Source organism: Pseudomonas sp. HP_14 (assembly GCF_055283875.1).
The window spans coordinates 112,015-132,223 of sequence record NZ_JBTOQI010000011.1; the positions used below are offsets into that span (position 1 = coordinate 112,015).

16 protein-coding genes are annotated in these 20,209 nt (G+C 57.0%); 9 read left to right on the top strand and 7 right to left on the bottom strand.

The genetic code is table 11. The features are described from left to right. Positions 1-104 precede the first annotated feature (104 nt). Both glyA and ACYASS_RS10045 read right to left on the bottom strand, forming a co-directional pair. Positions 105-1,358, bottom strand: coding sequence for a serine hydroxymethyltransferase (gene glyA, locus ACYASS_RS10040; RefSeq protein ID WP_122662968.1), 1,254 nt, complete (start codon positions 1,356-1,358; stop codon positions 105-107). A 227-nt stretch (positions 1,359-1,585) separates the two neighbouring features. After that, entirely contained in the window at positions 1,586-5,383 is a 3,798-nt protein-coding gene (locus ACYASS_RS10045) for a sensor domain-containing protein (protein ID WP_463586022.1), read from the bottom strand. A 452-nt stretch (positions 5,384-5,835) separates the two neighbouring features. Here ACYASS_RS10045 and ettA point away from each other — a divergent pair, with 452 nt between their 5' ends. Beyond that, on the top strand, positions 5,836-7,500 hold the full coding sequence (gene ettA / locus ACYASS_RS10050; protein ID WP_463586023.1) for an energy-dependent translational throttle protein EttA: 1,665 nt from the start codon (positions 5,836-5,838) through the stop codon (positions 7,498-7,500). 296 nt (positions 7,501-7,796) lie between these two features. Here the strand turns inward: ettA and ACYASS_RS10055 are convergent, their stop codons facing one another. The 3 genes from ACYASS_RS10055 to ACYASS_RS10065 all read right to left on the bottom strand — a co-directional run bounded on the left by ACYASS_RS10055 (position 7,797) and on the right by ACYASS_RS10065 (position 10,907). After that, positions 7,797-8,294 carry a GreA/GreB family elongation factor gene (locus tag ACYASS_RS10055; RefSeq protein WP_463586024.1) on the bottom strand — a complete coding sequence of 166 codons (498 nt, stop codon included), beginning with the start codon at positions 8,292-8,294 and terminating at the stop codon, positions 7,797-7,799. 172 nt (positions 8,295-8,466) lie between these two features. Next, positions 8,467-10,320 carry an Lnb N-terminal periplasmic domain-containing protein gene (locus tag ACYASS_RS10060; RefSeq protein ID WP_463586025.1) on the bottom strand — a complete coding sequence of 618 codons (1,854 nt, stop codon included), beginning with the start codon at positions 10,318-10,320 and terminating at the stop codon, positions 8,467-8,469. A gap of 98 nt (positions 10,321-10,418) precedes the next feature. After that, entirely contained in the window at positions 10,419-10,907 is a 489-nt protein-coding gene (locus ACYASS_RS10065; protein ID WP_027901843.1) for a DUF3015 domain-containing protein, read from the bottom strand. 281 nt (positions 10,908-11,188) lie between these two features. On the opposite strand from ACYASS_RS10065, the gene ACYASS_RS10070 reads away from it, so the two are divergent. The 5 genes from ACYASS_RS10070 to ACYASS_RS10090 all read left to right on the top strand — a co-directional run bounded on the left by ACYASS_RS10070 (position 11,189) and on the right by ACYASS_RS10090 (position 16,194). Beyond that, positions 11,189-13,624, top strand: a complete 2,436-nt coding sequence (locus tag ACYASS_RS10070; RefSeq protein ID WP_243245046.1) for a Lon protease family protein — start codon at positions 11,189-11,191, stop codon at positions 13,622-13,624. A gap of 333 nt (positions 13,625-13,957) precedes the next feature. Beyond that, positions 13,958-14,287, top strand: coding sequence for a PA4575 family protein (locus tag ACYASS_RS10075; protein ID WP_463586026.1), 330 nt, complete (start codon positions 13,958-13,960; stop codon positions 14,285-14,287). Between the two features lie 180 nt (positions 14,288-14,467). Then, a complete protein-coding gene (locus ACYASS_RS10080) occupies positions 14,468-14,956 on the top strand; it encodes a TIGR00645 family protein (RefSeq protein WP_027901846.1) in 489 nt (162 codons plus the stop codon). A 140-nt stretch (positions 14,957-15,096) separates the two neighbouring features. Next, positions 15,097-15,402 (top strand): DUF6482 family protein, encoded by a 306-nt coding sequence (locus tag ACYASS_RS10085; protein ID WP_463586027.1) that lies wholly within the window; start codon positions 15,097-15,099, stop codon positions 15,400-15,402. Between the two features lie 174 nt (positions 15,403-15,576). After that, positions 15,577-16,194: an FKBP-type peptidyl-prolyl cis-trans isomerase gene (locus ACYASS_RS10090; protein ID WP_463586028.1), complete on the top strand. Its 618-nt coding sequence runs from the start codon at positions 15,577-15,579 to the stop codon at positions 16,192-16,194. 79 nt (positions 16,195-16,273) lie between these two features. Here the strand turns inward: ACYASS_RS10090 and ACYASS_RS10095 are convergent, their stop codons facing one another. Further along, positions 16,274-16,516, bottom strand: a complete 243-nt coding sequence (locus ACYASS_RS10095) for a PA4570 family protein (protein ID WP_027901849.1) — start codon at positions 16,514-16,516, stop codon at positions 16,274-16,276. 301 nt (positions 16,517-16,817) lie between these two features. Beyond that, positions 16,818-17,786, bottom strand: a complete 969-nt coding sequence (locus tag ACYASS_RS10100; protein WP_243245041.1) for a polyprenyl synthetase family protein — start codon at positions 17,784-17,786, stop codon at positions 16,818-16,820. Between the two features lie 240 nt (positions 17,787-18,026). On the opposite strand from ACYASS_RS10100, the gene rplU reads away from it, so the two are divergent. The 3 genes from rplU to cgtA all read left to right on the top strand — a co-directional run bounded on the left by rplU (position 18,027) and on the right by cgtA (position 20,109). Next, complete coding sequence (gene rplU / locus ACYASS_RS10105; RefSeq protein ID WP_003176051.1) at positions 18,027-18,341, top strand: 50S ribosomal protein L21; 315 nt, start codon at positions 18,027-18,029, stop codon at positions 18,339-18,341. Positions 18,342-18,375: 34 nt separating this feature from the next. Further along, positions 18,376-18,651 (top strand): 50S ribosomal protein L27, encoded by a 276-nt coding sequence (gene rpmA / locus ACYASS_RS10110; RefSeq protein WP_002551972.1) that lies wholly within the window; start codon positions 18,376-18,378, stop codon positions 18,649-18,651. A 234-nt stretch (positions 18,652-18,885) separates the two neighbouring features. Then, a complete protein-coding gene (cgtA, locus tag ACYASS_RS10115; protein ID WP_122662948.1) occupies positions 18,886-20,109 on the top strand; it encodes an Obg family GTPase CgtA in 1,224 nt (407 codons plus the stop codon). The last annotated feature ends 100 nt before the right edge of the window (positions 20,110-20,209 follow it).

The window sequence follows — 20,209 nt, forward strand, 5'->3', positions numbered from 1 at the left end:
CTCTATGAATTTCATCAGTTATTTTTTAGATCTGAGAAAACGCCCACAAAAAAGCCCCGGCTCTTACGAGCCGGGGCTTTTGTTACTGCTGCTAATAGGGCTGATTAAGCGCTATATACCGGCAGTTTGGCGCAGATAGCTTTTACTTTTTCACGTACTGCGTCGATCACGGCTTCGTTGTTCAGGTCAGCCAGGATGTCGCAGATCCAGGTTGCCAGCTCTTTGCACTCTGCTTCCTTGAAGCCGCGAGTGGTGACTGCTGGTGTGCCGAAGCGCAGGCCGGAAGTCACGAACGGGGAGCGTGGGTCGTTCGGTACGGAGTTTTTGTTGACGGTGATGAACGCGCGGCCCAGAGCGGCGTCTGCGTCTTTACCGGAGATGTCCTGCTTGATCAGCGAGAGCAGGAACAGGTGGTTTTCAGTACCGCCGGAAACCACGTCGAAACCGCGCTCGATGAACACGCTGGCCATGGCCTTGGCATTTTTCACGACTTGTTGCTGGTAAGCCTTGAATTCAGGCTGCAGCGCTTCCTTGAAGCACACGGCCTTGGCGGCGATGACGTGCTCCAGTGGGCCGCCCTGGGCGCCCGGGAAAACAGCAGAGTTCAGCTTCTTCTCGATGTCGGCGTTGGCGCGAGCCAGGATCAGGCCGCCACGTGGACCGCGCAGGGTCTTGTGCGTGGTGGTGGTCACGACGTCAGCGAAAGGCACCGGGTTCGGGTAAACGCCAGCGGCTACCAGACCGGCTACGTGAGCCATGTCGACGAACAGGTAAGCGCCAACCTTGTCAGCGATAGCGCGGAAACGCGGGAAGTCGAGGATCTGCGAGTAGGCAGAGAAACCGGCCACGATCATTTTTGGCTTGTGCTCAACAGCCAGACGCTCGACTTCGTCGTAGTCGATCATGCCGTTGGCGTCGATGCCGTATTGAACGGCGTTGTACAGCTTGCCCGAAGAGCTGACGCTGGCGCCGTGGGTCAGGTGACCACCGTGGGCCAGGCTCATGCCCAGAATGGTGTCGCCGCCTTGCAGCAGAGCCAGATAAACGGCGCTGTTGGCTTGCGAGCCAGCGTGGGGCTGAACGTTGGCGTAATCAGCACCGAACAGTTCTTTGGCGCGGTCGATAGCCAGTTGCTCAACCACGTCGACGTATTCGCAGCCGCCGTAGTAACGCTTGCCTGGGTAGCCTTCAGCGTACTTGTTGGTCAGGACCGAACCCTGAGCTTCCATCACCGCTGGGCTGGTGTAGTTTTCCGAAGCGATCAGCTCGATGTGCTCTTCCTGGCGCTGAGCTTCTTGCTCCATCGCGGCGAAGAGATCGGAGTCGTACTTGGCGAGAGTCAAATCACGGCTGAACATGGCGGTCCTCAAGGATCGGGGCAGAAAAGGGGGGCATTCTACCCCATTGGCTTTTATCTGGCATATGAAAGGCAGTCATGTGCTGGACAAGTGGTTTTCACGATACATGCCTGTAGGAGCGCGCTTGCCCGCGATTGCTTGTGGTCAGGTGACAAAGATGTTGGCTAATGAACCGAATCGTCCGGATGCGGCCCAGACCAAGCGCTCCTACAAAAGGACACCTGACCTCAATCAAACATGAACAGCGCGTTATCGCTGTATTGCGCTTCGAAGCGGCTTGGCGGCATCGGGCGGCCGAAGAGGTAGCCTTGCACCTCGTCACAGCCATGCTCGCGCAGGAACTCAAGCTGTTCGTGGGTTTCGACACCCTCAGCGATTACCGCCAGATTCAGGCTATGGGCCATGGCGATGATGGCGCGCGCGATCTGCGCGTCCTGTTCGCCGGAGGGCAGGCCGTCGACAAACGTCCGGTCGATCTTGAGGATGTCGATGGGGAACTGCTTCAGGTAGTTCAGCGATGAATAGCCCGTACCGAAGTCGTCCACCGCGATGCTCAGGCCCAGACGCTTGAGGCCGTCGAGAATATGCATCGCTACGCCCACTTCGCGCATCAGGATACTTTCGGTCAGCTCCAGCTCAAGGCAGGCTGGCGGCAGACCGGTTTCCTGAAGAATATTGGCAATTCGGTTGCCTAGCTGGCCGTCGGCGAATTGGCGTGCAGAGATGTTGACCGAAACCTTGGGCACGCGGACCTTGGCCTGGTGCCAGGCCTTGAGCTGTCGACAGGCTTCTGTAAGGACCCAGTCGCCGACTTCTACCACCAGTCCGAGCTCTTCCAGCACGGGAATGAATTCGCTTGGCGAAACCAGCCCGCGTCGTGGATGACGCCAGCGCAAAAGGGCTTCGGCACCGGTCAGCCGTTTGCCGTCGCCGCTGAACTGCGGTTGATAGAAGAGGGTAAATTCCTTCTGCTCCAGGGCGTGGCGCAGGTCGCTTTCCAGCTCCAGACGCTCAAGAGCGGTGGCATTCATGTCGGCCTGATAGAACTGGAAGTTGTTTTTTCCGTTCTCCTTGGCGTGATACATCGCAGTGTCAGCGTTCTTCATCAGTTGGCTCAGCTCGTTGCCGTCTTGCGGGCTGAGCGCGATGCCAATACTGGCGGTCACGAAGAACTCCCGGCCTTCAAGAACGAACGGGGTCACCAGGCTGGAGAGAATTTGCTCCGCCACATGGATGGCGCGGTTCAGGGCGATTTCGCGGGTTGGACTGGGTTGCAACAGCAACGTGAATTCGTCGCCACCCATGCGGGCGACCGTGTCGTCGTCGGCGACGCACGCCAGCAGGCGCGTGGCCATTTCCTGGAGCATCCGGTCACCCGCCGCATGTCCCAGCGAGTCGTTGATCGGCTTGAAGCGGTCCAGGTCGAGGAACATCAACACCACCCAGGCATTTTGTCGCTCGGCGTGTTGCAGTGCCGAGTGCAGGCGATCCTGGAACAGCGAACGGTTCGGCAGGTGGGTCAAGGCGTCGTAGTAAGCCAGGCGATGGATGCGTTGTTCACTGGCTTTGCGTTCACTGATATCGGTGAAGAAGCACACATAACTGGCCAGATCGCCTTCGTCATCCAGTACTGCCGTGATGCCCACCCATGCCGGGTAATGCTCTTCGTTGCGACGCTTGAGCCACACTTCGCCTTCCCAACTGCCGCGCTGATGCAGCTGTTTGACGATGTAGCGCAGGTGCGCTTCCTGTTGGTTGTCCACCGTGAGCATTGTTGGCAGTTGGTCTTGTACTTGTGCTGCTTCGTAGCCACTGACCCTGCTGAACGCTTCGTTGGTTTGCACGATATAGCCAGCTGGGTCGGTAATCAGGATGGCCGAAGTCGAGTGTTCGAATACGGTTGCGGCCATGCGCAGATCTTTTTCCGCCCTGCGTTGCTGGCTGATATCGCGGCCAACACCGAGAATGCCTTCGAACGTGCCTTGATCATCCCAGACCAGCACCAATCTCAGCTCAATGGGTATTTTCCGTCCGTCGGCGCGCAGGCAGTCGAACAGGAATAGTTGAGTGGGGATCTCGTCGCGCAATGCCGCCAATGCTTCCGGCTTTTTCAGCACTTTGCGGATGCGCTCCATCAGCGCGTAAACGCCTGCGAGCTGCTGCGGGTTGGCGACGGTGGATTTCCAGCCGTGCGTGAGAATCCATTCTGCGCTGTAGCCCAGTACGCCCTGTACCGAAGGGCTGACGTAGTTGGGGGTGAGCTTGTTATCAGTGGAAAAGATTACATCGCTGATGCTTTCGGCGAGCATGCGGTAGCGTTGCTCGCTGTCACGCAGGGATTCACTGGCTTCCAGCTGTTCGGTGATGTCTTTGGCAACACCGATGATGCGCGTGACCTGATCATCGAGATCCCGGGACAGCGCCTGTTCACGAATGTCAAAACGTCGCCATTTATCGTCGCGAGCCCGAAAGCGCAGTTGGCATTGCAGGAGCTCGCTGTGCCCGCGATGGCGCTGACGCAGGCGCATGTCCTGATAGCTTTCGGCGTCTTCGGGGTGCAACAGCATCTCCCAGAAAAACTCGCCCATGCGCAGCAGTTCAGTTCTGCTGTAGCCCAGAGTCTGACCCAGATTGTGGTTGCTATAGATCATCCGCTGGCTCAGTACATCCTGCACATACAGATGATCGGGGACGGTGCGCACCACATTCGACCAGAACCCTTCACGCTCCTGCTGTGACAGTTCGACCCGTTTGCGGCTGGTGATGTCGCCGATGCTCAGAATCACTGAGTTGAAATCTTCGAGCTCTTCAGGCAACCGCAGCACCAGCCACAGGTATTGATCTTCGCCCCGGTCCTGGGTCAGGCGGATTTCGATCTCCAGCTGACTTTTTCTCGAAAGCACTGCGTGGATCAATTGCTCGCCAATCCCTTGCCGGCTGCGTGGGCAGCCTTCGATCAGGTGCTGCCACGCCTGTTCATTGGATTGCACATTGAGCAGGCTCAGTGCGACCTGATTCACTTCAGTGATGCGAATTTTGCGTAACAGCGCATTCAGTTGTCCGGGCTGAGCCTTGAGCAGCTCATTCAGACCTTCGCTGTTATCGATTTGCAGCGTGTCGAGGTAGTCCGGCAGGTCAGACATATCCAGCACACAGATGGCGACTCCGGCACCTTCGAAGATGTCCTGATAGCGCCGTCGGCTCTCGTGCAACTGGCGCTGGCGACGACGCAGGCTAAAGAGCGCCAGCAGCGGCAGGATCGAACAGAACAGGCCGACCACACATTTACCGATCAAGGGCCCCAGCAGTTGCTCTCGTGCCTTGGTGACGTCAAACAGACCGCGTAACTGCCAGTTACTGTTGGTCAGCGGCTGAAGCAGAACACTCTCGATTTCGCCCACGCTGCTGACTATCGGTTCGTTCTGAACGGTGGTATCACGGAAAAGCAGCCGATCAGTGGAGCGGTTTTCCAGGCGCCAGAGAGGCTGGAAGCCTTGGTGTGTCTGGCGTGTCAGGGGTTTCAGGACATCGGGAGCCAGGCGCAAAGCCCAATAGTTCGTGTTGCTTTCGCCGGGGAAACGGATCAGTAGATAGACCTGCGAGCCATCATCGCTGTTGTCGTAGTAATACGGTCGGCCCATGGCTTGTTGCAGTGTCTGTTTAAGAAACAGAGCATCGGTTGTGGTGTCCAGGGTGTCGGTAGTCACCTTTCCGAGCGGGTCCAACCACGCCATGCTGCGCAGCGACGGCAGAGATTGACGCAAATTGTTCAGCAGATGCAGTTCCTGCTCAGGACTCTGCGGCTCTTGCTGGTTGTTGCGGCTCAGCAGATTGAGCGCGACCTGCGCGCTCAGCTCCATGTTCAGGCTCAAGCGGTCAGCCAGTTGCGCGCTGTAATCGAGGCTACGCTGGCGTTGTCGATCCTGAGTCTGTTGAAACTGATCAATCAGCTGCCAGATGATCAACGCGAGCATTAACAGAACCAATGCTGCCAGAACACCTTTCAGTGACCCGCGCAAAGGCATGGCCGTTGCGCTCCTGGTCAAGCTCGAGGGCGATGAGTGGGTTGATGTAGGCAACGTTGATCCTGACTACTGAACTGAACAGGCTGTTGGAAATGATTGCGTCCCGGGCGCGCAGTGGTGAGCGCCGGGCGCACTATAAGCTGCACGCCCAAAGGGCGGCTAGCATGCCCTGAGTTGTGGCTAAGTGCCAGCCCTGTGGGCTCAGACGGTTTGCCCTCAAGCCCGCATTCGGGTAGCTTTGCCCAACGCGCAGCCTCTGCCGACTTCTGCATGAGTGACTCCACTGCTTGCAAACTTTGATCCAGTTCCACGGCGCTCACATCCCGCGATGTAGATAATTCAAGGCGTGGAACCGTCCAACGGCAAGTGCCGTCGACAAATAAAAGCTTTTTTACGTCGGAGCTTTAAGCTCGCGTCTTTATTCAACAGTCATAAACCCAGGTTTTCATCCCATGGCCCAATACGTCTTCACCATGCATCGGCTGAGCAAAGTTGTGCCGCCGAAGCGGGAAATTCTCAAGAATATTTCCCTGTCGTTTTTCCCGGGAGCCAAGATCGGCGTCCTCGGCCTCAACGGTTCGGGTAAATCCACGTTGTTGAAAATCATGGCGGGTGTCGACACCGAGTTCGACGGTGAAGCACGTCCGATGCCTGACCTGAACATCGGTTATCTGCCTCAAGAGCCGCAACTTGATCCGACCAAGACCGTGCGTGAAGTGGTCGAGGAAGCGGTCAGTGTGATCAAGAACGCTCAGGCGCGCCTTGATGAAGTCTATGCAGAGTACGCAGATCCGGATGCCGACTTCGACAAGCTGGCTGCCGAGCAGGCGAAGCTTGAGGCTATCCTGCAAGCCGCTGATGGCCACAACCTGGACCGTCAGCTGGAAGTTGCGGCTGATGCGCTGCGTCTGCCAGCGTGGGATGCCAAGGTTGAAGTGCTTTCCGGTGGTGAGAAGCGTCGTGTAGCCCTGTGCCGCTTGCTGCTGTCCGCTCCGGACATGCTGCTGCTCGACGAACCGACCAACCACCTGGACGCCGACTCGGTTGCCTGGCTTGAACACTTCCTGCACGACTTCCCGGGCACCGTGGTTGCGATTACGCACGACCGGTACTTCCTGGATAACGTCGCTGGCTGGATTCTGGAACTCGACCGCGGTGCTGGCATTCCTTACGAGGGCAACTATTCTGGCTGGCTTGAAGCCAAGTCTGATCGTCTGGCCCAGGAATCCAAGCAGCAGTCGGCCCATGAAAAGGCCATGAAAGAAGAGCTGGAATGGGTTCGCAAAGGTGCCAAGGCGCGCCAGTCCAAATCCAAGGCTCGTCTGCAACGCTTCGAAGAAATGCAATCGCAGGAATTCCAGAAGCGTAGCGAAACCAACGAGATCTATATTCCGGCCGGTCCACGGCTGGGCGACAAGGTCATCGAATTCAAGAACGTCAGCAAGGGTTACGGCGATCGCGTGTTGATCGACAACCTGTCGTTCGCCATGCCTAAAGGCGCGATTGTCGGCGTGATCGGTGGTAACGGTGCCGGTAAGTCGACCCTGTTCCGCATGCTGATGGGCAAGGAGCAACCGGACTCGGGCAGCATCGAGATCGGTGAAACCGTGCAACTGGCCTGCGTTGATCAGAGCCGTGACGATCTGGACGGCAGCAAGACTGTGTTCCAGCAGGTTTCTGACGGCTCTGATCAGATCCGTATCGGCAACTACGAAATTCCGTCACGCACTTATGTGGGGCGTTTCAACTTCAAGGGCGGCGATCAGCAGAAGTTCGTCAAGGACCTCTCCGGTGGTGAGCGCGGTCGTCTGCATCTGGCGTTGACTCTGAAAGAGGGCGGCAACGTCCTGCTGCTCGACGAACCTTCCAACGACCTCGACGTGGAAACCCTGCGTTCGCTGGAAGAGGCATTGCTGGACTTCCCTGGCGCCGCCATTGTGATCTCTCACGATCGGTGGTTCCTTGACCGGGTTGCGACTCACATCCTGGCTTATGAAGATGACTCACAAGCGGTGTTCTTCGAAGGCAACTACACCGAATACGAAGCCGACCGTAAAAAGCGTCTCGGCGACGCGGCAGCCCAGCCACACCGGGTACGCCACAAGAAACTGGCCTGATTTATTCAGCTGGTACAAAAAAGGAGCCTTCGGGCTCCTTTTTTTTGGTTTGAAATTTATTCCGACGTCCTCGCGACTGAGCCGCTCTCATCAAAAACATATAACTTATTGATTTGAATTATTTTTTATTTGTGGGAGTGAGCTTGCTCGCGATAGCGTCAGCCCAGACACTAGTCTCCTGACAGGCCTACCGTTATCGCGAGCAAGCTCACTCCTACAGGGGCCGTGTTCGGCAAGACAGCGCGGTGTCAGGGGCACCAGGATACGGATGTACGACGCGCATTCCGGTGGGAGGTCTACACATCCGGCTCAATCAGGACAATCTCGATATCCTGATCGCCGGCCGGTCGCTTCCATAACACTTCATCGCCCAGTTGCGCGCCGATCAATGCCCGGCCCAGCGGCGAAGCCCAGTTGATCAGTCCAGCTGTTGCATCAGCCTGATCTTCGCCCACCAGTTGCACGCGATGTTCGGTGCCGTGTTCATCGGCATAGGTTACCCAACTGCCAATCTGCACCTTGTCCGTCGAGATGGCGGGGGTGACCACCTGCGCACTTTGCAGGCGCTGGGTGAAGTAACGCAGGTCGCGTTCAAGGTCAGCCAGATGCTGTTTGTCGTTGTCCTGATCCAGTGCAGCGATCTCGCTGTGATGGGCCTGAAGTTCGGCAACGCGGCGCTGCAAATGATCCAGACCGCTGGCGGTGACGTAATTGGGTTGCTCGCTGATCAGGCGCTCGACCGGCTGGTCGGCATCCGCAGCGGCATTGTCTTCGTTGACGAAGGCGCGGCTCATGACTTTTCTCCTCTAATGAAGGTTGGGCCATGGGGGCGGGGGATAAGTTTCGTTGATCATCGCACAGGCATTAATCCCCTGTAGGAGCTGCCGAAGGCTGCGATGGGGCGCGTCAGCATGAGCGCTTTCGCAGCCTTGGGCAGCTCCTACAGGTATTCGCGCCGCTTGTTACTCAATAGTGATACCACTTCACCTCAAGCATCACTTCGTTCTGCGGCGAGCTCAGTTGGCTGAATTCTCGCTGGGCGCTCAGGCGCAGGCCGAGGTTGCGCGACAACTCCCATTGCTGATTCAGGCTGATGCTGCGGCGTACTTCGCCGTTGGTAAAGTAGTCGCCTTTGGTCTCCAGACTCAGGTTGCCAACCGGGTTACGCCACAAAATACCGCTATTGAAGCCTGCCGCGGGTGAGATGAACTCGGCGAAGTCGTTGTTGTGCTCAACCCGGACGGTGCCCAGAGCAAAACCCAGAACGTCGTCGCCCAGTTGCCAGGTGCCGCCTGCGCCGCCGTTCACATGGGACACCAGAGTCTCATCACCATGTTTACCCAGCACTCGTTCCAGGCCACCAGTGACTTGCCACGACCAGGGCTGCAGCAGTGCGTTGCGCGGGGTCAGGGAGCGGATAGTCGCCAGATCCAGTTGCTGCAGTTGCCAGTGATTGCCTTCGTACTGGCGCAGCTTGAGCTGCAGGATTTCGATCTGCGCCCCCAACGGGAAGCCGTAGGCATTGTCGTTGAGGTCGTGATAGGCCATGCGCAGGCCATACTCGGCGAAGGCCTTGTCATCGCGGGTGCCGACACCTGCTTGCCAGGTTCGGGATTCGTGACCGTCTTCCGGTAGCCCGGGGCGCTCGATATCCAGTGCTGGCGGCGGGTTCTGGTTGATCGCCCGCAGCAGTTCGAAACTACGCTGAGCGCGTCCGGCATCCCGCTCCTGACCGTTGGCACGGTAACGTTCGAGGCGATAGGCCGCGTCCTGAATCAGTGCACGGCGCTCTTTGGGCAGGGCCAGATAGTCGGGGCTTTGCAGTTGTTTCTGATCGGCACTGACTTCCAGTACCCACTGCTGCTCGGTGCTGTTCAGCGGCTTGGCGCGCTCCAGCAGTTCACGTTCACGAGACGGGCGATAGTCGATCTTGTCGACAAGTCCCGCCGCCTTGACGGCTTTGACGGTGTCGGTCGGAATGGCCGTCAACGGGAATTGCTCGGTCAGCTTCAAGCCCGGGCGAGCAACCTGCAGCAGTTCCAGCAGGCGATATGAACAGTTCTCGTCGAAGAAGAAATAGCCGAAGCGGATCTGCTTCAATTCCCAGACGTGCTCAACCATTCGGCCGGTTTCTTCCGGCGTCAGGTTCAGGTGGTATTCCCACAGGTCGCGGTTTTCCAGGCTGCGGTATTCGGACAGTTTCTCTTGATAGGGCACCAGCGCAAACAGGCCCGGATAGCCACCTGCGAGCCCCTTCCAGGCATACAGAATGCTGTTGTCCATACCTTCGATGTAGGCACCGAAGTTAATCGCGTAGCTGAGTAGCGCTGTGTTGTTGGTTTTAACGTCTGCCTGATCGATGCGCAGCAGCGTATGGCCAAACATGGACGAGGGGCTGTTCAGGTAGGCCGCGGGGAAGATCATTACCGCGCTGTCGGGGGCAACGTCCTTGAACCATTGAGTGAATTCCTTGCACTCAACGGTCGGCAAGTCTGTGAGGTGCAACTGATCTTTCAGCCAGCGGGTCCGTGCCGGGTAAACACACTGCGCATGTTTTTCACCCACGCTTGCCGGAGCATAAATAGCGTCGAGGGTAGCGCTCAGCTCCGCTTTCGGGTCGTGTTCACCGTTGGCCGAGAGAAAGAATTTTGGGTCGTCGACATAGCTGCGCCATCCACCCAGCTTGGCGGTTTCGTAATGCCCTAATGAAATCCAGAACGGCTCATTGGCCAGTTGCTGCAAACGTTCATCGCTCGCATGTTGTGCGGCGGACAGCGGGGTGCAGACGCAGAGCGCCAGATACACAAGGCGTTTGAGCATAGAAAGCAACTATTTCAGGGGATCGGGCAGTCAGGCAGTCTAGCGCGTGAACGCAACAAAAAGCCCGCCCTCCGAATGGAGGGGCGGGCGCAACGAGCTTATGCCTGGGTAGCGTACTTGGCCAGGGTCGGATCGTTTTTCAGTACGTCGAGGGTGTTGGTGTGAACGTCTTCAGCGGTGGCGTCTGCCTTGCTGAAAATCTGATTGAAGTGCTCGTGGGTGACAGCGGCGAAATGCGCACGGTCTTCCGGTGCAACGCCCAGCACAACCGCGTAAGTGGTCAGTGCTTCACCCTGACCCATGGCCATGTCCTTGGAAAGCTCATCCATCATGCCGTTCATGGCAATCCAGGATTTACCACCGTACGTCAGTGCGCTGTTAGTGGAGCAGCCGTTGGTGCCCGAGGTCATGCCGAAAGTGGCGTTACCCGAGGTGCCGTTAGTGGTCGATGCGAGGAAATGAGCGGGAGTACCGCGCTGACCTTCAAACAACATGTTGCCCCAACCGCAATCCGGGCCGCCTGGAGCCTGGGCCATAGCGTTGATGGAAACAGCTGCGAAGAGACTACCAAGAAGAATCCGTTTCATAGCTTTATTCTCTTTATATTCAACCAAGGGTCAGGGTTCATGGCTTCAGTTACGCCAAGGCGGCCAGTGTTTAATTTCTGGTACGCCAAGCTTGGAGCTTAGGCGCTATCCAAGGGTTCCGCCCTTTATTACAAAATGTTCATCAAAAATAGCGCCTGATATAACGCTCTGGCCAGCGTACCGCGCGGGTTGTGACGACTTGAGTTTTTTCCTGTCTTGCAAGTCACGTCCGGCGAGCGCCAGAATGCCGCCATCTGCCCCGCCTGATGTAAGGATGCCCGATGCCCGATACTGTTGCTGCCAGCCTGCGTCTTGCGCCTGAAGCGCTGACGCGTCCTTTTTCTGCTGAACAGTTCAGCTTTTCGACGACCAATGATCTGGAGCCCTTTCGCGGTGTGCTCGGCCAGGAACGAGCAGTAGAAGCCCTGCAGTTTGGTGTGGCGATGCCTCGCCCTGGCTACAACGTATTTGTCATGGGTGAGCCCGGCACCGGCCGTTTCTCGTTCGTGAAGCGTTACCTGAAAGCCGAAGGTAAACGCATGCAGACCCCGTGCGACTGGGTCTATGTCAATCATTTCGACGAACCTCGCGAGCCTCGTGCGCTTGAGTTGCCACCAGGCAGTGCTCATCAGTTCATCACCGACATCGGTGGGTTGATCGATAACTTGCTGGCCACATTCCCGGCGGTTTTCGAGCATCCGTCCTACCAGCAGAAGAAAAGCGCCATCGACCGCGCTTTCAATCAGCGCTATGACAAGGCTCTGGATGTTATCGAGCGTCTGGCGCTGGAAAAAGACATCGCTCTTTACCGCGACAGCACCAATATTGCGTTCACCCCAATGCTCGATGGCAAGGCGCTGGACGAAGCAGAGTTCTCGCAACTGCCCGAGACTGATCGCGAGCGCTTCCATGAGGATATCTCGGGGCTTGAAGAGCGGCTGAACGAAGAACTTGCCAGCCTGCCGCAGTGGAAGCGTGAGTCCAGTAATCAACTGCGCCAGTTGAACGAAGAAACCATCACTCTGGCATTGCAGCCACTGTTGGCGCCGTTGTCTGAACAGTACGCAGAAAATGCGGCTGTCTGCGCTTATTTGCAGGCGATGCAGGTTTACCTGCTCAAAACCGTGGTCGAGCAACTGGTCGATGACAGTAAAACCGATGCGCAGGCGCGCAAGCTGCTTGAAGAGCAATACAGCCCTAGCCTTGTGGTAGGTCACTCGGCCAGCGGCGGTGCGCCGGTGGTGTTTGAGCCGCATCCGACCTACGACAATCTGTTTGGCCGTATCGAATACAGCACTGATCAGGGCGCGCTGTACACCACTTATCGACAGTTGCGGCCGGGTGCGTTGCATCGCGCCAATGGCGGTTTCCTGATTCTCGAAGCAGAAAAAATGCTCAGCGAGCCGTTTGTCTGGGACGCCCTCAAGCGCGCCCTGCAGTCGCGCAAGCTGAAAATGGAATCGCCGCTGGGTGAGATGGGGCGGTTGGCGACGGTTAGCCTGACGCCGCAGGTCATTCCATTGCAGGTCAAAGTGATCATCATCGGTGCGCGTTCGCTGTATTACACCCTGCAAGATCTGGATCCGGACTTCCAGGAGATGTTTCGGGTGCTGGTGGATTTCGACGAAGACATCCCGATGTACGATGAAACGCTGGAGCAGTTCGCCCAGTTATTGAAAACCCGCACTTCGGAAGAGGGCATGGCCCCGCTGACAGCCGATGCAGTTGCGCGGCTTGCGACCTACAGCGCACGATTGGCTGAGCATCAGGGACGCCTTTCGGCACGCATCGGTGATTTATTCCAGTTGGTCAGTGAAGCGGATTTCATTCGCCAACTGGCCAATGAAGAGCAGACCGACGCTGGCCACATCGAACGGGCGCTCAAGGCCAAGGCTGCACGCACGGGGCGTGTGTCTGCGCGAATCCTCGACGACATGATGGCGGGCGTCATCCTGATCGACACTGATGGGGCGGCAGTTGGCAAATGCAACGGGCTGACGGTGCTGGAGGTCGGAGATTCGGCGTTTGGTGTGCCTGCACGCATTTCCGCCACGGTGTATCCGGGCGGCAGTGGCATCGTCGATATCGAGCGCGAGGTGAATCTCGGTCAGCCGATTCACTCCAAGGGCGTAATGATCCTGACGGGGTATCTGGGTAGCCGGTATGCGCAGGAATTCCCGTTGGCGATTTCCGCGAGCATCGCCCTGGAGCAATCCTATGGCTATGTGGATGGCGACAGCGCGTCGCTGGGCGAGGCCTGCACGCTGATATCGGCGTTGTCGAAAACGCCGCTCAAGCAATGTTTTGCGATCACCGGTTCGATCAACCAGTTCGGTGAAGTGCAGGCTGTGGGCGGGGTCAACGAGAAGATCGAAGGTTTCTTCCGTCTCTGTGAGGCGCGCGGGCTGACGGGGGAGCAGGGTGCAATCATTCCGCAAGCCAACGTCGCGACACTGATGCTTGATGAGCGGGTTCTTCAGGCCGTACGCGCGGGGCAGTTCCACGTTTATGCGGTACGTCAGGCTGACGAAGCCTTGAGTTTGCTGGTGGGCGAGCCTGCCGGTGAGCCGGACGAGAATGGCGAATTCCCGGAAGGCAGCGTCAATGCACGAGTCGTCGAACGTCTGCGCGACATCGCCGAGATGCTTAGCGATGAAGACCTCAAGGAAGAACTGGAGAAGGAGCCTGCGCAACTGGCACCAGAACTGAAGGCTTAGGCTTAACCACGGAAGTGGCGACGCCTTCTGTGGGAGCGAATTCATTCGCGAATACGGTATGTCAGCCGACAATGATGTTGACCGTGCCGGCCCCTTCGCGGATAAATCCGCTCCCACAGATCAGGTGAATATCGGGGTATTTGTGTCGTTAGAAACGCAGCCCTCCCGGCTAAAGCCGGTCCTGCGGCTCTGGTCTATACGCCGTTCATCCTCCCGGCTTTCCCAATCCGGCTTTTCTTCTATTCTGTTTCGGTACCACGGTTGTCAAAGGGACTGACACGCCTTACAGCACTTCCTAGTGCGGCGAATACCGTAGCCAACGAGGAGCTCGCCATGTCGCGTAGCCTCTGCCTTACCCGCCAATGCCTGGGTCTCATGACCCGAATAGAGTGTGTGATACGCCCCCTTTCTGGTGACAATGGCATGTGGACGTTGCTGTTTGCCGCCGGAATGACCGGGGAGCAACCGTCTGCAATCAAGACGCAGGGGCCGTTTCCAGGTGCTCCGGCTGCTGAGTCCGTCATGTTGGCGATTGCCGAAACCCTGACTTCGAGCGGTTACGAAGAGACGGACGATATCCCGATCTGGAGTCTGCACCTGCAGAGCGAATTACGCCGAATCAACGGCGATGCCTCCAGGCTCCAACGTTCTTCGCCTTTCTAGTTGGCCCGCTCATCCCCGTATGACGACGTTACCTTGCGATTCACATGATGGACGTGAAAGGCAGCGGTGGTTACGTCGATTTCAACTTTAAACTCCGCCCTCCGTGGCTTTAGGTCACATTCTGCGAATCGTCGGGTGGCTGGTATACTCGCCGCCATCTCCAAGCATCTGTGAGTTCAAATGGAACGTTTTGTCGAAAATGCCATGTACGCCTCGCGCTGGCTGCTGGCCCCTCTGTATTTCGGTCTGTCCCTGGGGTTGCTGGCACTGGTACTGAAGTTCTTCCAGGAGATCTTTCACGTCCTGCCCAACGTTTTCGCGTTGGCCGAGGCTGACCTGATTCTGGTTCTGCTGTCCCTGATCGACATGGCGCTGGTAGGTGGCCTGTTGGTGATGGTGATGATCTCCGGCTATGAAAACTTCGTTTCGCAGCTGGATATCGATGAAGGCAAAGAAAAGCTCAACTGGCTCGGCACCATGGACTCTTCATCGCTGAAGATGAAGGTTGCTGCCTCCATTGTGGCGATCTCCTCGATTCACTTGTTGCGGGTGTTCATGGACGCCAAGAACATCGAGCCGCAATACCTGATGTGGTACGTGATCATTCACATGACTTTTGTTGTTTCGGCATTTGCCATGGGGTACCTGGACAAGGTCACCAAGCACTGATTGTCGCCGTCTGTAGCGCTTCTACCCGCCGCCCGGCCATTGAAAGATGGACGGGCGGCGTCGTTTCAGGTGGCTGAAATCCGTTACCTTTCACAACGAGAGTCTTTTCATGTGAGCAGTGTCCAACGAGGGATTTGCAGATGACCGAAGACGAATTGGCAGCGCATATGACTGCAGGCCGTATCGACGAGTTGAACCTGATCTCCATTGAGGGGGGAATCTACCTGCTCGAAACCCGTTCGCAAGGCGTGGTGCAACTGCTCAAGGGCGAGCAGGGCGAGACTGTGAAACTGCGCTCGGTCGAGCACGCCCGTGAACTGCTGAGAGACTTCGAGCCTGTGCCCTTTCACCTGGTGCACGCTGTGGTGCATGACGAAATGTGCGGCATGCCGGTAGATAAGCGCGAGGCGCTGCGAGTGCCGATCAGTTTTCATTCGAAGTGGTAGTTTTTGATTTTTGTAGGAGCTGCCGCAGGCTGCGAACAGCAGTGTGGCAGGAATATCGCTTTCGCAGCCTTCGGCAGCTCCTACAGTGGCGTATGCCGGTACTTCATGTGCTAGGCTGCTCGCCCTTTTGATTCGGAGCGTCTGGTTCAGGCGTTCCTTTAGCGGAGCAGTGATATGTCCGAAGTCAACTTGTCCACCGACGAAACTCGCGTCAGCTACGGCATTGGCCGTCAGTTGGGCGGCCAACTGCGCGACAACCCTCCGCCGGGCGTTAACCTGGACGCGATCCTGGCTGGCCTGACCGATGCTTTCGGTGGCAAACCAAGCCGTGTTGGCGAAGAAGAAATGTCCGCCAGCTTCAAGGTTATCCGCGAAATCATGCAAGCCGAAGCCGCTGCCAAAGCTGAAGAGGCTGCTGGTGCCGGTCTGGCTTACCTGGCTGAGAATGGCAAGCGCGAAGGCGTTACCACTCTGCCGTCCGGCCTGCAATTTGAAGTGTTGACCACTGGTACTGGCGCCAGGCCGACCCGTGAAGATCAGGTTCGTACTCACTATCACGGCATGCTGACTGACGGCACCGTGTTCGACAGCTCCTACGAGCGTGGCGAGCCAGCTGAATTCCCGGTCGGTGGCGTTATCGCTGGCTGGACCGAGGCGCTGCAACTGATGAACGCTGGCAGCAAATGGCGTCTGCACGTACCGAGCGAGCTGGCTTACGGCGCTCAGGGCGTTGGCAGCATCCCGCCGCACAGCGTGCTGGTATTCGACGTTGAGCTGCTCGACGTTCTCTGATCGACTTCAAGTCCGTCAGTGAGGAGCAGGGCGAGTCTTCGGGCTCGGTCTGCTCCCGTCGCAAAAGCTGGCTTCATGGTCAGTGCAATTCCGCAATCGGGCGCAACGCTCGGGCATAGCAGAACAGAAACAGGTTACGCACCAGCTCTTTGAGCACGATAGGCTCGCTCGAACTCAGTTCGTTGACGTCCAGATCGCCCTGATCTCGCAGTTCATCCAGCGCTTCCTCCTCCAGCACGGCACACACTTCCCCGGTTTCGCGATGCAGGATTCGCAGGTAGGGGTGAGGACGGTCCAGCCATGCGTCGATCAAATAAGTCATGTTGATTCTCCTTGAGCAATGCAATGAGAATAATTCTTATTGGCGGAATAGCAAGTCTCTATTGAGAATTGTTCGCATTTTACGCTGGGTGGTTGATTTGGGTCAGGTTGCGACATTGAAAATTTTTATTATGTGGGAGCTGGGCTTGCCCGCGATAAGGCTGAATACGGTTCACCCTTAGATCGCGTGCAGCCTTATCGCGGGCAAGCCCAGCTCCCACAGGATCGCGATATTCAGCACGTTTTCGTTTACCAATAAAAAGCCCGTCACATTGGACGGGCTCTTTGGCTGCAGCGGGCGATCAGTGGGTACGGGCCACCGCAAACTCGCTCAACTCGACCAACGCGTCGCGGTATTCGCTTGGCGGCAGGGCGTCCAGGCATTTGATGGCGCGTGCAACGTAATCGCGGGCCAACTGCGCCGTGTAATCCAGAGCGCCAGAGGTCTCGACTGCGTTGCGGATGCTTTCCAGATCTTCCAGGCCGCCTTTCTGAATAGCCTGACGCACCAGCGCAGCCTGTTCGGCGGTGCCTTCGCGCATGGTGTAGATCAGCGGCAGGGTCGGCTTGCCTTCGGCCAGATCGTCACCGACGTTCTTGCCCAGGGTTTCGGCGTCGCCACGGTAGTCGAGCAAATCGTCTACCAGTTGGAAAGCCACGCCCAGATGATCGCCGAACGTGCGCAGTGCTTCACTTTGCTCTTCGGTGGCGTTGCACAGTGCGGCGGCGCTATGCGTCGAGGCTTCGAAGAGCATGGCTGTCTTGCCGCGAATCACTTCCATGTAGATTTCTTCGGTGGTGCTGGCGTCGCGAACTTTCGACAGTTGCAGCACTTCGCCTTCGGCAATGACCCGGGTCGCTTTCGAAAGGATCTTCATGACGGGCATAGAGCCCAGCTCGACCATCATTTCGAAAGAGCGGGAATAAAGGAAGTCGCCGACCAGAACGCTGGGCGCGTTACCCCAAAGGGCGTTGGCGGTGGAACGGCCACGGCGCATGCCGGACATGTCGACAACATCATCGTGAAGCAGGGTCGCGGTGTGCAGGAATTCGATGGTTGCAGCCAGCAGGCGCACGTCATCGCCTTCACGACCGAGTGCCTTGCCACACAGGAGGACCAGCAGCGGGCGCAGGCGTTTGCCGCCGGCCGAGGTAATGTAGTCGCCGATTTTCGAGACCAACGGTACCCGCGACGTCAGCTGCTGCTTGATAATGACGTCGACGGCACTAAAATCGTCCGCCACAGCGCGGTAGAAGGCTTGAGGTTGCATCAGCGAAAGGTGCTCCAGAAGGGTTGCGCCGCATGCTAGGTTGCGGGTTAGAGCGTGTCAAGGTATGACATCCCGCCTCTTGCAACCGTTTGATGCCTTGCGTACAATCGCGCACCCTAACTTTCCTGGGCAGCACCTGCCTTACGCAATTGCGACCGGGCCTTTCCAGCCCCGAGCAGCCATGCCAGCCGATACTCTACTTATAAAGAGCTGGGTGAGCAGGATTTACGGAGAAATACCATGTCTTATGCAGTAATCGTTACCGGTGGCAAGCAGTACAAAGTTGCCCCAGGTGAATACCTGAAGATCGAAAAACTGGAAATCGCTACCGGCGAATCCGTTACTTTTGATCGCGTTCTGTTGGTTGCCAACGGTGACGACGTTAACATCGGCGCACCTGTTGTTGCCGGCGCTACCGTTGTAGCTGAAGTGATCTCTCAGGGTCGCCACGACAAAGTTCGCATCATCAAGTTCCGTCGTCGTAAGCACCACATGAAGCGTATGGGCCACCGCCAGTGGTACACCGAGATCAAAATCACCGGTATTCAGGCTTAATTTCAGCCTAATCCCTCACTAGGAGAATTGACTCATGGCACACAAAAAAGCTGGTGGTAGTACCCGTAACGGTCGCGACTCAGAAGCCAAACGCCTTGGCGTGAAGATGTATGGCGGCCAGGCTATCATTCCGGGCAACATCATCGTGCGTCAGCGCGGCACCCAATTCCACGCTGGCTACGGCGTTGGTATGGGCAAAGATCACACCCTGTTCGCGAAAGTGGAAGGCGTGATCAAGTTCCAGGTTAAAGGCGCCTTCGGTCGTCGCTACGTGAGCATCGTTCCGAAGACTGAAGTCTCCGCAGCGTAATCATGCAGCAGCTGGAAAAGCCCTGTCTCGCGACGGGGCTTTTTCGTTTATGAAGGCTGCTGGCTTCAGGTTGTAAGTGTTTTGGTGAGTCTCTTGCAAAGCTGTTTGTGCGGGCTGTTGTGATGTTGACCTTTGAAGGTCACTGGTTTTTGATCGGTATCGCAACGCTCATTTTTGCAAGAGTCTTATGTATTTATGTTGTTCTGCTCGTCCCTGTGGCGGGAGGCGTGCGTTATGAAATTTGTAGATGAAGTATCGATTCGAGTAAAAGCCGGTGACGGCGGCAACGGTTGCATGAGCTTCCGTCGCGAGAAGTTCATCGAAAACGGTGGTCCGAACGGTGGTGATGGTGGTGACGGCGGCTCGATCTTCATGGTCGCCGACGAAAACCTCAATACGCTGGTGGATTACCGTTACACCCGTCACTTCGATGCTGAGCGCGGTTCCAATGGTGGCAGCGCCGACTGCACCGGCAAGAAGGGTGAAGAGCTGGTATTGCGTGTGCCGGTGGGCACTACGGTTATTGACGCAAGTACTCAGGAAATCATCGGCGACCTGACCAAGGCAGGTCAGCGTCTGCTGGTTGCAATGGGCGGCTGGCACGGTCTGGGTAATACCCGTTTCAAATCCAGTACCAATCGTGCGCCGCGCCAGACCACGCCAGGTAAGCCGGGTGATCAGCGTGATCTCAAGCTGGAATTGAAAGTGCTGGCTGACGTCGGTCTGCTGGGTTTGCCAAACGCCGGCAAAAGTACCTTTATTCGTTCCGTGTCTGCCGCCAAGCCGAAAGTGGCTGATTATCCGTTCACGACTCTGGTGCCAAACCTGGGTGTGGTCAGCGTTGATCGCTGGAAAAGCTTTGTTGTCGCGGACATCCCTGGCTTGATCGAGGGTGCTTCCGATGGTGCGGGCCTTGGGATTCGCTTCCTCAAGCACCTTGCGCGTACCCGCTTGCTGCTGCACCTCGTTGATATGGCTCCTCTGGATGAAAGCAGTGCTCCAGATGCAGCTGAAATCATCGTCAATGAGCTGGTCAAATTCAGCCCGTCCCTGGCAGAGCGTGATCGTTGGTTGGTGCTGAACAAGTGCGACCAGATCCTTGAGGAAGAGCACGAGGCTCGCGTCAAGGAAATCGTTGATCGTCTTGAGTGGACTGGCCCTGTCTACGTGATCTCGGCCATCTCCAAGGAAGGCACCGAGCAGCTTAGCCGCGATATCATGCGTTATCTCGAAGAGCGCAGCCTGCGCATCGCCGAAGAGCCTGGCTATGCTGAAGAGCTGGCTGAGCTGGATCAGCGCATTGAAGACGAAGCGCGTGCTCAACTGCAGGCGCTGGATGACAAGCGTGCATTGCGCCGTAGCGGTGTGAAGAGCGTGCATGACATCGGTGAAGATGATTGGGATGAAGATGATGAGGACGATGAAGACGGTCCGGAAATCATTTACGTCCGTGACTGATTCTCTGCAGTAAACTAGACGCCGCTTACTTGTAAGCGGCGTTTTTGTATCTGATATCTTGAATTTGTATCTACCAAAATTCTCTGGCTAAGGTTGGAAG